Source organism: Sorangium sp. So ce406 (genome assembly GCF_051474675.1).
Taxonomy (GTDB): Bacteria; Myxococcota_A; Polyangia; order Polyangiales; family Polyangiaceae; genus Sorangium; species Sorangium cellulosum_G.
Genome location: NZ_CP150340.1, coordinates 5,128,678 through 5,144,128 on the forward strand (window position 1 = coordinate 5,128,678; position 15,451 = coordinate 5,144,128).

Consider the following 15,451-nt stretch of genomic DNA (forward strand, 5'->3'; position numbering starts at 1 on the left):
TCCCGCGGCCGTGAGCCCGGTGATCGGCGGCGCCCATCGTGAGCACATCACGCCTGGGAAGGCCAGGTTTCGTCGAGCGCCGCGCCCGCGATCAGCGCTTCCAGGGATCGATGATATCGCCGGCTGAAGGCGACCTCACGGTCGGCGCGCTCGGCGCCCCGGTCGCCGCCGGTCGAGCCGTCGCCACGGGCGGCCTCGCCGGGCTCACGACCGGTGTCCCCTGCAGGCGGGGCGGGTCCTGCGCGGGCGGCGCGGCCGCCGTGCTCCCGGGCGGCGGCTCGCCGCGCTGGGGCTCGTCGCGCGCCTCGCGCCGGGGCTCGTCGCGCGCCTCGCGTGGGGGCTCGTCGGACGCCCGCTCGAGCGCCGCCGGCGCGTGGAGCGCGCCTGGGACGGCGGCGTCGTCGGGCGTCGCCTCGCGCGCCGAGGCCCGCAGGGCGCGGAAGCCGAGGGCGATGGCGATGGGCACGAGGACCGCCGCGAGCGCGATGGCGACGCGCGCGCCCATCGAGAGCGAGTCGGCCGGCTCTCGGGGCACCTGGACCGGGCCGAGCATCTCGTCGCGCTCCCGCAGCTTCAGCGGATCGCGGCGCGGGTGCTCGTCCTGGAGCACGGAGGCGGCCGCGCGGCCCGGCGCGCCGAGGGCGAGCTCGATGGCCGCCGCCAGATCGGCCATCGAGGCGAAGCGCTCCTCGGGGCTCTTCGCGAGGCAGCGCATCACGATCGGGCCGAACGCGCCGAGCGCGGAGGCGTCGGGCATCACCTGCTCGAGCGGCTCGGGCGACATGTACATGTGCTTGGTCAGCACGCCCATGTACGTGTCGGCCTCGAAGGGCACGCGCCCCGCGAAGCACTCGTACATGAGGACGCCGAGCGCGTAGATGTCGGCGCGGCCGTCGATGCGCTTCCCCTCCGCCTGCTCCGGGCTCATGTAGTGCGGCGTCCCGAACACCATGCCGATGCGGGTGAGCCGCTTGCCGCCGGCGACCTTCGCGACGCCGAAGTCGAGCAGCTTGACGAACTCCTGGTCGCCGTTGCGGACGAGGTACACGTTGTCGGGCTTGAGATCGCGGTGGATGACGCCCGCGGCGTGCGCGGCCCCGAGCGCCGCCGCGCACTGGAGCATGATCTGCCCGACGCGCTCGGACGGCAGCGTCTTCTCGGTGCGCAGGAGCGCCGCGAGGGAGGTCCCGGTGAGGAACTCCATCACGAAGAACGGCAGCTCCGGCTGCGCCGGCTCGACCTCGATCGCGCCGAAGTCGCTCACCGCGACGATGTTGGGGTGGCCGATCGCCGCGGCCGCCTTGGCCTCCTGGATGAAGCGGGCGACGAGCTCGGCGTCCTGCGCGATGTCGCGCCGCAGCACCTTCAGGGCGAAGAGGCGGCCGAGGGATTTGTGGCGCACCTCGTACACCGTCCCCATGCCCCCCTCGCCCACGACCGCCTGCACCTCGTAGCGGCCGTCGATGGTGCGCCCGAGCAGCGGATCGGCGGCCGGGTTCCAGTCGGGCGCGTCGACGAGCGGATCGCCGTCGAACGGGCAGAACCTGGAGTCGCCCGAGAAGGTCAGCTTGCAGGTCGGGCAGCGCCGCGCGCGCGGGATCTGCTTCACCTTCCCCCGGCGCGCCTGGAACATGTCGCCGCGCGTCGGGAGCGCCTGCATCACCGGCAGCCCGTGGCCGCTCACCGGCGGCGCGTCCTCGTGAGCGCCCGGCGCGTCGCTGCGCGGGGGCGCGTCGCTGCGGGCGCCGCGCGGGGGCGCGTCGCTGCGGGCGCCGCGCGGGGGCGCGTCGCTGCGGGCCGGCGGCGGCGTGGTCCCGAGGTCCCCGTGCGGCCGCGGGATGTCGTCCCGATGGAACAGCTCGGCAGTCTCGGAGTCGCCGGCGGTCATCTCGGACTGAGCATCCCCGGCCATGCGGAGCGTTACTGGCACCCCGGCGAGTCTAGCCGAAAGCGCGCGCGGTGTTTCGGATCAGATGGCATGTAGCGACGGAGGGCGAGCGCCCGGCAGGCGCGCAGGGCGCCCGGAAGGCGCGCAGGGCGCCCGGAAGGCGTCAGATCTCCTCCAGGATCTTCGCCTTGCGGGCCTGGAACTCCTCGTCGGTGATGAGGCCCTTGTTCTTGAGGTCCGCGAGGCGCTCCAGGCGCTGCTCGATGGACGGCCCCGCGGCCGGGGCGGCCTGCGGCGCGCCCGGGTAGCCCTGCTGCGGCGCGCCGGGGTAACCCTGCTGCGGCGCGCCAGGATGCTGCATGTGCGGCGGCACGAACTGGGGCTGGCCCTGCGCCGCCATCGCGGGGTTCATCGCCTGCGCCAGGCCGGCGCCGATCGCCACCTGCGCGCCGAGGCCCGCGACGCCGCTGCCGTCGCCGCCCTGCGCCATGCCCTGGCCGGCCCCCATCATCGCCTGGCCGGCGGCGTAGTTCTGCCAGTTGCCCGCGAGCTGCTGGACGTACCGCGCGTCCTGCTGGAACCGCTGATCGAGCTCGAACTGCTTCGCGCGGGCGGTGTCCTGCGCGACGCCGATGCCGCGGCGCGCCTCGCCGCGCGCCTTGTTCGCCTCGCGGAGGAGCCGCTGGTCCTCGGCCGAGAAGTTGATGTTGAAGTTGCCGATCTCGAGGATCTTGCAGCCGATCTCCTCGAGGTTCGGCGCGGACTGCACGATGCGGGCCCCGAGCTCCATGCTCATGCCGCCGAGGTTGAGGAGGCTCTTCTGCTGCTGCGCGCAGACCTGGCCGATCACGGTCTTCACGCTCATGAAGAACTTGCCCTTGATCCAGCTCAGGACGACGTCGTTGTCGCCGCTGCCGCCGCACTGCCCGTGGTAGCCGACGACGAACCGCACCGGGTCGACCACGACCAGCGAGAACTCGCCGAAGATGCGCGGCGTCACGAACTCGTAGAGGATCGGGTCCTCCATCGACTCCAGCGGCCCGCCGAAGGGCACGCCGCGGACCGGCTGCGTCTTGACGAAGAAGATCTCGGCGATGAAGACGTCCCCGCCCGTGAACTTGTTGACCAGGTTGTTCAGGAACGGGATGTTCTGGGTCTGCAGGGTGTGGCGCCCCGTCGGCAGGTAACCCATGTACCTGCCGTCCTTGAAGAAGAGGGCACACTCATCGCTGTCGACCGTCAGCTGGGACCAGAAGGGGACGTTCTGGTCCGGGTGCTTGTAGACGATGAGATGCTTCGCCGCGTCCGGGCGCGCGATCATCATCTCGCGGACGCCGCTCTTCACGAAATCGAAAATCCCCATGTCGCGCTCCTCTGCCTGTGCTGGATTTGACGAGCGTGCCCGCGCCGTGCCCCCACCTCGAGCTCTTCTCGGCACGCGGCGCGCTCCACCTGCGCTGTCGGTTATCCGTTGACGATCGCCGCGCCTTTCAGGCACACAGCGAGCTCAAGATAATCCGCAGATCGCGGGGCAGCAATGCCCCCGCCGGGGAGGATCGCATGCCCGTCGCCTCGCTCGCGCCACCTCCGCCACCGTCGCAGGCTCCGCGTCGACCGCCCGCGAGCTCCGTCGCTCGGCGAGCAGCGCGCTCGTCTGCCCGCGGTTCCTGGCGCCGGGCCGCGCCGGGGAGGCGCAGCCGATGATCGCGCCGATCGACGTCGGCGCCCTCTCGGCGCCCGCGCAGAAGATGGCGCAGCCGGGAGCGCCGCAGAAGATGCGGGAGATGGCGGCGCGCGGCATCGCCCCCGGGCTCAAGCCGGGCGAGGTGGTGACGCTGCTCGTGCTGCTCGCGTCGCGCGAGGACGAACCCGCCCGCGAGACCGCCGAGAAGACGCTGTCCGCGCTCCCCGAACCGCTGCTCCAGGGCGCGCTCGGGGGGGACCTGCAGCCCGCGGTCGTCGATCGGCTGGCCCGCCTCCACGCGGACCGGATCCCGGTGGTCGAGCGGCTCTGCGCGATGCCGGCGATCGCCGCGGAGACGCTCGAGGAGCTCGCGCGGACCGGGAACGAGGCGGTGACCGAGCTCATCGCCGTCAACGAGGAGCGGCTGCTCAAGAACCCGCGCATCATCGAGAGGCTCTACCTCAACAAGCACACGCGCATGTCGACGGCCGATCGGCTCGTCGACCTCGCGTCGCGCAACGGGGTCGAGCTCACGGGCATCCCGGCGTGGCGCGAGGTCAGCCTCGCGATCAAGGACGAGCTCATCGCCGAGCCGTCGCCGGAGCCCACGCCCGACGACGTGCTGTTCAGCGAGACCCAGGCGCTCGCCGAGGCCCTCGCGGCCGACGAGCCGGTCGACACCCACGTCGAGGACGAGGAGGGCAAGGAGGAGATCAAGGAGCAGTACGTGCCGCTCTACAAGCGCCTCGCCGACATGACCATGTCGCAGCGGATCCGGCGGGCGATGCTCGGCTCGCGCGAGGAGCGCATGCTGCTCGTGCGCGACTCGAACCGCCTCGTGGCCAGCGCCGCCGTGCGCAGCCCGCAGATGCAGGAGGAGGAGGTCGTCCTCATCACCCGCAACCGGAACATCTCCGACGAGGTGCTGCGGATCGTCGCGACAACGCCGGAGTGGATGAAGAGCTACACGGTGAAGCGGAACCTCGTGGAGAACCCGAGGACGCCCGTGCTCGTCGCGACGCGGCTGGTCCAGCACCTGCGCGAGTCGGATCTCCGGGGCATCGCGAAGAGCAAGAACGTCACCTCGCCGGTGAAGGACGCCGCGAGGCGGCACCTCGAGCGGCGCAAGAGCTGACGCAGCACGCCGCGAGGGGCCGGCGTGAGCGCCGAGCAGGCGGGCGAGCTGCTCGCCGGCGTCGACGCGGGCGCGGCGCGCTCGGGGATGACGCCGGCGAAGCGCGCGCCCGGCGGCGAGCCCCCTTCCCGCCTGGACCCGTGCGCCGCTAGCCTGCGCCCACGATGAGCGACCTGGTCCGCTTCGGTGTGGCGATGGATCGAGCGCTGCTGGCCGAGTTCGATCGGCGCATCGCCGCGCAGGGTTACGAGAACCGCTCCGAGGCGCTGCGGGATCTGGTCCGCGCGGATCTGACGCGCGCCGCCTGGGACGAGGGGGCCGAGGTGGCGGCGACGCTGACCGTCGTCTACGCGCCCGAGGTGCGGGAGCTCGTGCAGCGGATCTCCGCCCTGGAGGAGCAGCACGCGCGGGCGGTCGTCTCCAGCTTGCTGGTCCGCCTCGATGAGGGCCGGCTTCTCCAGGTCATGGTGCTCAAGGGCCGCGGCGCGGCGCTGTCCGAGCTCGCGGGGCAGCTCGCCGGGGCCAAGGGCGTGCTGTCCTGCGCGCTCACGCCGGCCGCGGCGCTCCCGGATGCGGCGCCCGAGGACGCGCGCCGGCAGCGGGGCTGACGCGGCCCGTCACCTGGGCAGCTTCACGATCGTGCCGCTGCCCTCGTTCGCCCGAGAGCGCGGTGCGCCCGGGCAGCGCCCCGAGGCTCGCGACGAGGAGCGTGAGACCGTTCGCCGCGACACGAGGTGCCACACCGTTCGCACATGCATCCGATCGGAGCTCTCCTGAGCTTCTGATCTACGCGTCGTCGCCGGCAGTGTCAGCGATTTTCACGGTCGTCTTGGGCGGATCGACGATGAATGTAACCAGGCGCTCCTTGGCCTCGAACTCCTGCCGGTAGATGACCGCCGAGCGCTTGTACTTGAAGGGGCCGATCCGCACGCGGTGCCAGAGGCCACGGCCCTTGACGTAGGCCGGCTCGACGTAGGCCTTGTGACCACGGCGGCGCAGGGCCGCCGCGAAGCCCTCGGCGTCGGCGGGCTCCTTGAACGAGCTCACCTGGAGCTGGTAGCCACCCGGCCCGCCCCGCTCGGTCTCGGGCCCCTCCTCGCGCGACACGTGGCGGGCCATCGCCGTGAGCGTGTCGTTCGGCGCGACCTCGCCCGCCGCGGGCCCGAGGACGTGCTGCGCCGGCAGCGGGACCACCGGGAGCCGGTCCGCGGGGAACGGCGGAGCGGCGTCGGCGACGGGAGGCTGGGCGGAGGCCGCCGCCTTCGCGGCCCGCGGATCGCGCACGGCCTCGAGCGCGGTCGTCGGGTGCTCCGCGTCGGAGAGGATCGCCGGGAAGGTCACGTCCTCGCCGATCGTGGCGGGGCGCGGCGCCGGCTTCACGCCTGCCGGGTGGGCGCGCGCGACCAGATCGCCGAGCGGATCGGCGCTGACCGGCCGCTCGGGCTGCGGAGCGCGCAGGAGCGCCACGGCCGCGAAGACGATGCACGCCCCGCCGAGCGAGGCCAGCACCAGCGCGCCCGCGCGCGATGGGCGAGCCCCGGGATCCTCCTCCTGGATCTCCTCGAGGTTGCGCACCGCCCCGGTGTCCATGCTCTCGCCTTTGCTGCGCCTCATGCTTCCTCCTCGGCCCGTCTACCCTGCCCATCCGAGACGCGACAACTTTCGTGTCTCACTTTATCCTACATCCACCGGAGGGGCCTCGACGGAGAGCGCTCGGCGGTGAGCCCGCGCTTCCGCTGGGCCGGGTAGCCTCGCACGCGGGGCGCGCGCGGGGAAAGTTCGCGGCCGCCGCGGCGCGCGGCCCCGCCGCCGGCCGCTCCGCGCGTCCGCTGGGCCGTCGCGCGCGCGAGGCGCTATGACTCCGCCCTCATGAAGACCCATCCGGGGCGCGCCCTTCCTGCGCCCGGCCTGCTGCTGCTCGGTTACGTTGGTTGCGTCGGTTGCGCCTCCGAGCCGCGGACCATCACGGTCGAGGTCGTGCCGGGGCACGAGACAGGCGCCTTCCAGGAAGATCCGCCCGTCGCCCGGGTCGAGGTGACCGCCGCGGCGATCGAGGGCGACGTCACCGTGTCCGCGCGGGCCGCGCCGGGCGGCGCGCTCGACTTCGGCGAGATCCCGGAGGATCGCGCGTACACGTTCGAGGTGCGCGGCCTCGACGCGGCCGGCGCGACCGTGGCGCGCGGGCGCTCCGCGTCGGGCATCTACCTCGCCGCGCTGTCGGGCGAGGTGCTGCCGCTCTTCGCCCAGCGGACCGGCCGGTGGGCGCGGCCGCCGGACGGGCTCGCGGCGTCCCGCGTCGGCGCGCCCGGCGCGGCGCTCGCGGAGCGCTACCTGATCCTCACCGGCGGCGCCGCCGTCGCAGGCGCCGCGGCGGGCGCGGTGGATCCGGCGCGGCTCGACGCGTACGACATCGCCCTGTGGGGCGGGAGCGCCTCCAGCGGCGCGCTCCCGCGGGCGGCGCGGTCGCTCGTCGTCCGTGGGGACCTGCTGCTCGCGATCGACGACGAGGGCGCGACCTGGACCGACCTGGTGGCCGGGCAGAGCGCCGAGGCGGCGCTGCCGATGGGGCTCGGCTCGTTCGCGGAGGTGGCGGGCGGCCGGACGATCGAGGCCGCGGACGGGCGCTCGTTCGTGGTCGGCGCCGCGCGCGCGGGCGAGCCCGCGGAGGCGCCCGGCCAGCCGTCGGACGCGGTGCTCGTCGTCGGCGCGGACCTGACGCTCTCGGTGGCGCGGCTCCGACACGCGCGGGCCGGCGCCGCGGCCGTGTGGGTGGAGGGCGTGGGCCTGGTCGTCGCCGGCGGGAGCGCGGAGGGCGCGGGGGTGGAGGTGCTCGGCGACGGCGCGACCGCGTTCCTGCCGAGGGCGTTCCCGCCGGACGCCGCGCGCGGCGCGGGCGCCGCGGTGACAGGGCCCGGGGAGATCGCGCTCGTCGGCGGGGTCCAGGGCGACGCGCCGGCGCCGACGCGGCGGCTCGCGCCGGGGTGCGCGGCGAGCTGCGCCGCCGCGGAGGTCGCGGGCGCCGCGCTGCCCGCGGCGGTCGTGGACGTCGCCGCGTTCGCGCTGCCGGGCGGGCGCGTCCTCGCGGTGGGCTCCGAGGCGGGCGACGGGAGGCAGACGAGGAGCTTCGTTGTCGACGTCGCGGCGGCGCAGGTCGAGGAGCTGCCGCTGCGAGAGCCGCGGCGCGGCGCGACCGCCGTGCCCGCGCCGAACGGGACGCTCGCCCTGCTCGGCGGGGTCCTTCCGGATGGGGCGCCGGCGCTCACGATCGAGACGTTCTTCCCGGAGTGAGCGGCCGACAGGCGGGCTCGTGAAGCGCGCGCGGCGGGCCACGAGACGTGATACGCGAGCGGCATGTCCACAGACGTCGAGCTCCAGTGTCGTTGCGGAAAGATTCATGGATGGCTGCGCGATGCGTCGCCGAGCAACTCGAACCGCGTCGTCTGCTACTGCGCCGACTGTCAGGCTTTCCTGCACCACCTCGGCCGCGCGGAGCTGCTCGACGAGCGCGGCGGCTCGGACATCGTGCAGGTCGCGCCTTCGATGCTCTCGTTCGACCGCGGCAGCGAGCTCGTCGCCGCCCTGCGCCTCACGCCGAAGGGCCTCTATCGCTGGTACGCGAGCTGCTGCAAGACGCCTCTCGGCAACTCGTTGACGCCGCGCGTGCCGTTCATCGGCATCGTCACCGAGCTGTTCCAGCAGGCGACGAGCGCGCGCCCGTGCGACGAGGTCTTCGGCGCGCCGCGCGGGCGCATCATGGGCAAGTCCGCGATCGGCGAGCCGCCGCCCGGGTCGTTGAAGCCGAACGTGCGTCTCCTCGCGCACATGATCCGGAAGCTGCTCGGCTGGAAGCTGCGCGGCAACGCGTGGCCACACCCGTTCTTCGATCGCGCGAGCGGCAATCCCAGGTACCCGGTCACGGTGCTGTCCACGGCCGAGCGCGACGCGCTACGCCCGCTGTGCGGCCCGCGTCCCGCGCGCGCCTGACGGCGGCGCAGGCCCTCACTGGCCCACAGCGGTGATAGACCGCCGATGTGCCAGCGAGGGCCGCGTGGTGCTTCAGGAGGTGCCAGGCCCCCGCAGCGTGCTGCTCGGCCTCGGCGCGCTTCGCCGCCGAGGAGATCCCCCGATTCGCCCTACTGGCGAGCGACGCGCTTCAGCGGGTACGGCGCAGCTTCCAGCTCGGTCATCGTGAAATACCCGGAGCCGTCAGTGTCGTACTCGATGGACTCGCCCTGCACCTCGTCCGTGTTCGTGAGCGCGACAGGCGACGCCGCGAAGGCCGACTCGAAGCTCCCTCCGGCCGGCGCTCGGTACTCGTAGACGGCCCGGTAGGTGCGCAGCAGGAACCGGTTGGCGCACGGGTGGATGGTCCCGGCGGTGACCGACCGGGCGTTCCCGTCCACGCCCAGGGGTATCTGGAGGTCTGCCACGTGAATCAGCGTGGACATGGTGTTGGGCGCCGGAAGCGGCGTGGGGAACTTGTACGCCTTGCTCAGCCCTGTGGTGCCGTTCTTCGTGACGACGTAGATGTCCCCCGTCGTCGGATGCACCATGAGCGCCTCCGCGTTCTGCGGCGTGTCCGGATACTGGAAGGGGAACCTGTCGCCGGTCACCGTGCCGCTCGTCTCACCCGCGGCGATGTTCGGCTCCCGCATGCGGTACACGGCGAAGGTCGTCGGCTCGGGCGGGTCGTGTCCGCTGATCTTGCCGATGTCTCCCATGAAGATGCAGCTCCCCGCGGGGCACGGGCCGGTCGCGATGTCCTCCCAGTCCCAGGGCATCACGCCGGCGACGTAGTTCCCGACCACCACCTCGGCGTTGGTCTTGCTGATCGCGACGAAGTTCGCGTTGTTCTCGCTGTGCGCGTACAGGATGCCCGGGTTGACGCGGCTCGCGGCGAGCCCGGATATCTCGACGATGTCGGTCGACCTCAGCTTCCCCAGCGCGGTGTAGGTGCTGGCGAACGTATCGCCCGCGGAGCAGCTCGGGGCGCCTGCGGGCCTCAGCGTGACGACCTGCGCGGTGTTCGTGTTGGGGAACGGAGAGGTGCCGCTCCACGCCGGCTGCGCGCCCGCAGCGCCGAGCTGCGCGTACGCCGCGTCGAACAGGAGCCCCGTGGACGACGAGAGGAGGCACGTGTCAAAGGGCTCGGTGAAGCCCGAGGGCGGCTGGATCGGGCTCGCCGGGCAGGCCGAGCCCGCCCAGACCTGCGTGCCGAACCAGACCGCCACGCCGTTCGCCGCCGCCGTGGTGACCGCGGGCGCGGCCAGGGTCGCGGAGTTGCCGTTCTTCTGGCCGCTCACCGCGTCGATCGGGTTCACGGGATCGGCGCCGCTGAACGCCACGATGCTCCCCGCCACGTAGGCAGAGACGTTGAAGCCGAAGGAGTAGCTCGCGGGCTCCGCGCTGGTGGCCACCTTCCAGAGGACCCAGGACTTGACGGCGGACGCGCTCTGATCCGAGCGGAGCAGCGTCCATCCCGCCGGCGGAGCGATCACCGCCTCCACGTGGTCCCGGTTGGCGATGCGCGCGATCAGGACATCGCCCTGCACGACGCCCGCCGGCTTCGCGACGACCAACGAGGTCACGTTCTTCGCGGTCGCTGTCGAGCTGGAGCGGAAGGTTACAGTCGAGAGCGGTTGAACGGCCTCGCCCACATCACCGGCGCTGTCGCCCTCGAGGTCCGTGCCCTGGAGATCGGCGGAGACGCAGCCAGCCCATCCAAGCAGCGAGATCGCGCCAACGACGCACGCTCTGGCGCCGAGATTCGTCAAGTTCAACGTAGGTTTCCTTTCGGTTACTGTTAAGCAGCTCTTCAGTCAAGCGGCTCGATAAGGGAGAGGAAACTAAACCACAAAACACAGATGGTGCAACCCGGGTGACGCCGATTGCGGACCATCCGAGGGGGGGTGAGTCATCGCGCCCCCGGGGAGGAAGGCGCTGTACCTCGGGTACATCGACATCCGCCGTACGAGATCTGGAATCGAAAGCAGCCCGTTCGATGGGCGAACATGACACCTACGCACATCGTTTTTTTTCAGGAGAGAGGCAAATTAAAACACAAGCAAAACAACGAGATCTCAACCCGAGGCAGGCTCCCCGGCGCAGTCTTGACAGCACCCGGAAATACCGTATCTCATCTCTTTGAGCGCTTTGATCTTGCTTGGTGGCACCATCGCACACACTCGCATCCTTGATGCGGGTGGAATGATCCACCGAAAGGAGAACACTTTGAGCTTGCGCACCGTCGTCCCCACACTGTGCGTCGCCCTGACGGCCGTTCTCGCGGGCTGCGTCGTGGGCGCCGATACGGGCGCTGACGAGGGCGCCGCGACAGACAGCGATCACGTCGGTGATCAGCAGCAATCGCCGCTCGCGGCGCCTGGCTGCACGGTTCGTCTCACGCCGACGAGCCTCGTCGCCAGCGTCGCGCAAGCCGAGAACCCGGCGGCGAACGTCGCCGATGGCAGCCTGGCCACCCGCTGGTCGGGCCGCGGCAAGGGCGCCTACGTGACGGCAGACCTGGGCGCGACGCAGCGCATCTGCGGCATCTCTCTGGGCTGGTACAACGGCGGGGTCGATGGGCGCATCTACGACTACGCGCTCTCGACGTCCACGGACGGCCGAGAATTCTCGCCGCTCTTCGCGGGGAAGAGCCTGCCCAACACCTCGCTCCAGCCGGTCGAGCTCCAGGCCGTCGACGCGCGGTACGTCCGCCTCACGGTCAACGGGAATACCGTGAACGACTACGCCAGCGTGACGGAGCTCCAGATCTCCGCCAGCGCGGCCCCCGCCGGCGCCTTCGTCCATCCGGGTATCCTGGTCAGCAAGGAGCAACTGGATTTCGTCAAAGCGAAGATCGGCAGCGGTCAGCAGCCCTGGAGCAAGGAGTACCAGCTCGCCAGGGGCTCGAGGCACGCGCGGCGGGACCACGTCGCTAGACCGGTGCCGGTCGTGAAGTGCTCCACGCCTGGCTCGAAGCAAAGAGCCCTCGATCTGGGCTACGAGCAAGCGGGCTGCAGCGAGATCGTCGACGACGCGAACGCCGCCTATACGCAGGCGCTTCTCTGGCACTACAGCGGCGACGCACAGTATGCCGAGAACGCGAGGCGCATCCTCGACGCCTGGGCGCGCACGCTGTCCGCCATCCTGTTCGATCAGCCCCGCTTCCCGGACAACAACGGGCAGGTCTACGCCAACGGCCACTTCGCCGCTGGCTGGGCAGGCACCAACTTCCTGCGGGCCGCGGAGATCTTGCGTTACACGTACAGCGGCTGGACGGCCGAGGACACGGCGCTGCAAGAGAACCACTTCAAGACGGTCTACTGGGACCTGGTGAAGGACGGCTGGACGGGCGGCGCGAACCGGACCTCCGTGATGAACGAGACGGCGCTCGGCATCGCGATCTTCACGAACGACCGCGAGAAGTACGAGTACGTCGTGAGCCAGGTAGAGCACTCGACCAAGGCCATGATCTACATGCCGAGCGACGGCCGCCAGCCGCTCTATCCGATCTACCAGGGGCGGCCGCGCTACACCGACGACGCGAAGGGCCAGCTCGCGGGGATCTGGAGCAACCCGACGCGCTACATCGCCGGCCTGGAGCAGGAGACCTGCCGCGACCTCGGGCACATGCAGATGGGCATGAGCTCGCTGGCGAACATGGCAGAGACCCTTCGCATCCAGGGCGATGCTCGCAGCGCCTACGGCGACGACCCGGTTCATCAAGAGAACCGCCTGCGGGCGGCGCTCGAGCTGAACGCCGATTACGTGCTTCAGTACCTCGACAACACGGGCAATCGGGTCGGCGTCGAGGTGACGCCCACGGGCTGGATGCCGGCGCGGAACTGGCCATGCAGCAGCTTCGCCAAGACCGCCGGCGGCGGCTCGGCGGTCATGGGCTGGGAGATCGGGTACAACGAATTCCGCAACCGGCGCGGGATCAGCATGCCGAAGACCCAGGAGCTCATCACGCGCCTCAGGGCGATGAGCAGCGCTTCCACCCGGGTCGGTAACCACATCGGCTGGGAGACGCTGACGCACGCGGGCGCGCCCTAGCCGCCCCGCAACCCCGGTCTCCTGCACACGGGCGCGTCGATCGCGGGCCGCTGGTCCCGCGGATTGGATAGGTGTATACAACTATTAGAGAGAACACATGACGCGCAAGGCCACCGTGGTCCTCGGCATGCCCGGCCCGACGCTGGACTTCGGGGTCGGCGAGGCGCCATGAATACAAGCGGCTCGATGACGTGCGCGATCGGTGTCGCTCTATGGGCTCTCCTGATCGTACCCCTCGGCTGCCAGCCCGAGGCGGAGCGCCAGGAGCCCTCCGTCGTGCCGGCCAGCAACATGGATCCGGTCGGTCCGGAGGTGGCTGGCTGGGAAGCCTCCTCCGCCGATGGATCCGTGTGTCGACATCCGGCGGTGGTGGCCGAGTGCGCGAACGGTTGGTGTCGCATTCCGCCGGGCTGCTTCATCATGGGCTCGCCGGAGAGCGAGCTCTGGCGTGGTGAGAGCTCCGAGGTTCCAAGGGCGGTCACGCTCGAGCGCGGGTTCGAGATCGGGCAGTTCGAGCTGACGCGCAAGCAGTGGTCGGAGCTCGTCAGCGTCATGCCAGAGAAGCCGGAGAAGGTGCGGGAAGGTCCGGTGACCTGCAAGGACGACGAGTGCCCGCTTCGCTATGCGACGTGGTTCGAAGCCCTGCTCTTCGCGAACCTGCTCTCTGCACGTCACGAACCGCCGCTCGCGCCCTGCTTCGAGCTGTCCGAATGTCAAGGCGAGCTGGGCCGTGGCGTGCGTTGCGGTCGCGTGGAACTCGCGGGCGACGCGACGAGTGTCTACGAGTGCGAGGGCTATCGCCTGCCAACGGAGGCAGAATGGGAGTACGCCGCGCGCGCGGGAACGAGGACGGCATACTACGGAGGTGACATCACCGGAACGAATCCGGATGCGCGCTACGACCCCGAGCCGAGCCTCGAGCCCATCGCATGGTATGACGTGAACGCGGGAGAGCGTACGCACCCCGTGGGGACGAAGCGGCCCAACCGCTGGCTCTTGTTCGACATGCTCGGCAACGTCTTCGAATGGACCAGCGATCGACCCGTCTTTCGCGAGGTCGAGGGTCCAGTGACGAACCCTGCCACGGACATCGCCCTGAGGACCGACGCGGCGGATCGCCGCGTGGCCCGAGGCGGCAACGCTGCGGGCTCGCGGGATATGCTGCGAGTCGCCGGCCAGAATTACCCAGCGTCGGACGCGACGTACCGAGGCGTCGGCTTCCGTCTCGTCCGAACCATCAAGTGAGGCTAGCGCCGGAAACAGGTTCGCCTCCTCGTCGTCGAGGTGGGCAAGCAGGGTGTCCGAGAGCTCGCCCACGGCGCCGTCGAGGCGCGTCGAGCGACGCCGAGGACCTCCCGGAGGAGCTGCTCACGGCGCTGCCCCCACCTCGCGCGCCCGTCGCACTTCGGTCGCTTGCGGAGGTCGAGCGAGAGCACATCCTCCGCGTTCTCGATGCTTGTGGCGGCTCTCGAGCGGAAGCCGCGCGCGTGCTGGGGGTCGGGCGCAACACGCTCTGGCGCAAGCTGCGCGAGTACAGCACCATCTGATGGCACGTCTCCTGCGTCAGAATCCCGTGAAAGCGTCCCGTGAAAGGAGTCGCCTATGCTATCGACCCAGCTCGCCCACCACCTGTCGCTCGAGGTGTCGTGTCGCGCGTGCCCGAAGACCTACGCGGTCCCGCTCGACGTCGTCGACGGCGGCGCGCTGCAGGGACCGGAGCCGTCATGAAGCGCGATCGGCGGCTCCGCGGTCTGTCCTCCGAGCATCACCACGCCCTCGTCCTGGCCCGCGCCATCGAGCGGCAGATCGACGCCTGGTCGACGTCGGACGGCGCACGCCTCCGCGAGCAGTTCGATCGGCAGCTCGAGCCTCACTTTCTCGCGGAGGAGCAGGTGCTCCTGCCCGCGCTGCGCGCCGCGGGCCGGCTCGACCTCTGCGAACGCGTTGAACGCGACCACGCCCGCCTGCGACGCGCGGCCGCGTCGGCGTCGGCGGGCGACGCGAGCGCCGCTCGGGCGTTCGGAGCAGAGCTCGCCGAGCACGTGCGCTTCGAAGAGCGGGACTTGTTTCCCGTGTGCGAGTCGCTCCTCGCCGACGAGATCCTCGACGAGGTCGCGCGCCGAGGGCCCAAGGCGGATTCATCATGTTCGTGACCATCGGCTCTCGTCCACGGCAAGACAAGCCCATCGTCCTGCTGCTACAATGCTGCTTGACGCCTGGATCGAGCTGCGATGGTCACTTCATCCGGAATTGCAGGCGAAAGGTGAGCGTTCGCCAGACCTCGACGGGCGCTCCGTTGCTCGTGACGGGCGCTGCGCGCATCTGCTTCAGCGCAGCGAAGACGTCATCCTCGGCCGAGCGGGGCCCGCGCAGCCGCCTGCATCCGTAGTACTCGCCCTTCGTGGAGAGACGGCAACGGACCTCGATGATGTCGTCCTGAAGGCCGAGGTCCGAGGGCGCAGTGCCGCCCGTGCCCCACGGCTTCGTGTTCCCGTCGGCATCGATGTACCACGCGGACTCGGCGCGATCCTCGACCGCCGGAGACGCGGCCTCCGTGGCCGGCCCGCTCGCCGCGCACGCCGTCGCACCGACGAAGAACACGAATCCAAAACGAGCGTGGTACATGCGGCGCTCCCCTCCTTGCCGTGAGTCGCCATGGATATCAGCGCTCGCGTGCTCCGGATAG

The 15,451-nt window shown here is 71.1% G+C and carries 15 protein-coding genes; 10 read left to right on the forward strand and 5 right to left on the reverse strand.

Annotated elements, in window-relative coordinates:
- Positions 1-91: 91 nt before the first annotated feature.
- Complete coding sequence (locus WME96_RS18730; protein ID WP_437291473.1) at positions 92-1,912, reverse strand: protein kinase domain-containing protein; 1,821 nt, start codon at positions 1,910-1,912, stop codon at positions 92-94.
- A 139-nt stretch (positions 1,913-2,051) separates the two neighbouring features.
- Positions 2,052-3,251 carry an SPFH domain-containing protein gene (locus WME96_RS18735; RefSeq protein WP_061617507.1) on the reverse strand — a complete coding sequence of 400 codons (1,200 nt, stop codon included), beginning with the start codon at positions 3,249-3,251 and terminating at the stop codon, positions 2,052-2,054.
- 337 nt (positions 3,252-3,588) lie between these two features.
- Here WME96_RS18735 and WME96_RS18740 point away from each other — a divergent pair, with 337 nt between their 5' ends.
- The 3 genes from WME96_RS18740 to nikR are packed head-to-tail and all read left to right on the forward strand — an operon-like array spanning position 3,589 to position 5,315.
- The gene (locus tag WME96_RS18740) at positions 3,589-4,707 is read left to right on the forward strand and encodes a hypothetical protein (protein ID WP_437291474.1); all 1,119 of its coding nucleotides are present in this window, start codon (positions 3,589-3,591) and stop codon (positions 4,705-4,707) included.
- A gap of 24 nt (positions 4,708-4,731) precedes the next feature.
- Complete coding sequence (locus WME96_RS18745; RefSeq protein ID WP_437291475.1) at positions 4,732-4,875, forward strand: hypothetical protein; 144 nt, start codon at positions 4,732-4,734, stop codon at positions 4,873-4,875.
- A complete protein-coding gene (gene nikR / locus WME96_RS18750) occupies positions 4,872-5,315 on the forward strand; it encodes a nickel-responsive transcriptional regulator NikR (protein ID WP_437291476.1) in 444 nt (147 codons plus the stop codon). The genes WME96_RS18745 and nikR overlap by 4 nt, the downstream gene beginning before the upstream one ends.
- A gap of 178 nt (positions 5,316-5,493) precedes the next feature.
- Here nikR and WME96_RS18755 read toward each other — a convergent pair whose 3' ends face one another.
- Positions 5,494-6,321: an SPOR domain-containing protein gene (locus WME96_RS18755; protein WP_437291477.1), complete on the reverse strand. Its 828-nt coding sequence runs from the start codon at positions 6,319-6,321 to the stop codon at positions 5,494-5,496.
- A gap of 255 nt (positions 6,322-6,576) precedes the next feature.
- On the opposite strand from WME96_RS18755, the gene WME96_RS18760 reads away from it, so the two are divergent.
- Together WME96_RS18760 and WME96_RS18765 are read left to right on the forward strand one after the other, a co-directional pair.
- On the forward strand, positions 6,577-7,995 hold the full coding sequence (locus tag WME96_RS18760; RefSeq protein WP_437291478.1) for a hypothetical protein: 1,419 nt from the start codon (positions 6,577-6,579) through the stop codon (positions 7,993-7,995).
- A gap of 63 nt (positions 7,996-8,058) precedes the next feature.
- Positions 8,059-8,691, forward strand: coding sequence for a DUF6151 family protein (locus WME96_RS18765; protein WP_437291479.1), 633 nt, complete (start codon positions 8,059-8,061; stop codon positions 8,689-8,691).
- Between the two features lie 149 nt (positions 8,692-8,840).
- Here WME96_RS18765 and WME96_RS18770 read toward each other — a convergent pair whose 3' ends face one another.
- Complete coding sequence (locus WME96_RS18770) at positions 8,841-10,487, reverse strand: cell wall anchor protein (RefSeq protein ID WP_437291480.1); 1,647 nt, start codon at positions 10,485-10,487, stop codon at positions 8,841-8,843.
- A gap of 451 nt (positions 10,488-10,938) precedes the next feature.
- Here WME96_RS18770 and WME96_RS18775 point away from each other — a divergent pair, with 451 nt between their 5' ends.
- The 5 genes from WME96_RS18775 to WME96_RS18795 all read left to right on the forward strand — a co-directional run bounded on the left by WME96_RS18775 (position 10,939) and on the right by WME96_RS18795 (position 14,918).
- On the forward strand, positions 10,939-12,765 hold the full coding sequence (locus WME96_RS18775; protein ID WP_437291481.1) for a discoidin domain-containing protein: 1,827 nt from the start codon (positions 10,939-10,941) through the stop codon (positions 12,763-12,765).
- A gap of 186 nt (positions 12,766-12,951) precedes the next feature.
- Complete coding sequence (locus WME96_RS18780; protein ID WP_437291482.1) at positions 12,952-14,010, forward strand: formylglycine-generating enzyme family protein; 1,059 nt, start codon at positions 12,952-12,954, stop codon at positions 14,008-14,010.
- On the forward strand, positions 14,007-14,312 hold the full coding sequence (locus tag WME96_RS18785) for a helix-turn-helix domain-containing protein (protein ID WP_437291483.1): 306 nt from the start codon (positions 14,007-14,009) through the stop codon (positions 14,310-14,312). The genes WME96_RS18780 and WME96_RS18785 overlap by 4 nt, the downstream gene beginning before the upstream one ends.
- 55 nt (positions 14,313-14,367) lie before the next feature.
- Positions 14,368-14,493, forward strand: a complete 126-nt coding sequence (locus tag WME96_RS18790; RefSeq protein WP_437291484.1) for a hypothetical protein — start codon at positions 14,368-14,370, stop codon at positions 14,491-14,493.
- The gene (locus WME96_RS18795) at positions 14,490-14,918 is read left to right on the forward strand and encodes a hemerythrin domain-containing protein (protein ID WP_437291485.1); all 429 of its coding nucleotides are present in this window, start codon (positions 14,490-14,492) and stop codon (positions 14,916-14,918) included. The genes WME96_RS18790 and WME96_RS18795 overlap by 4 nt, the downstream gene beginning before the upstream one ends.
- A gap of 82 nt (positions 14,919-15,000) precedes the next feature.
- Here WME96_RS18795 and WME96_RS18800 read toward each other — a convergent pair whose 3' ends face one another.
- Positions 15,001-15,390, reverse strand: a complete 390-nt coding sequence (locus tag WME96_RS18800; RefSeq protein ID WP_437291486.1) for a hypothetical protein — start codon at positions 15,388-15,390, stop codon at positions 15,001-15,003.
- Positions 15,391-15,451 lie beyond the last annotated feature (61 nt).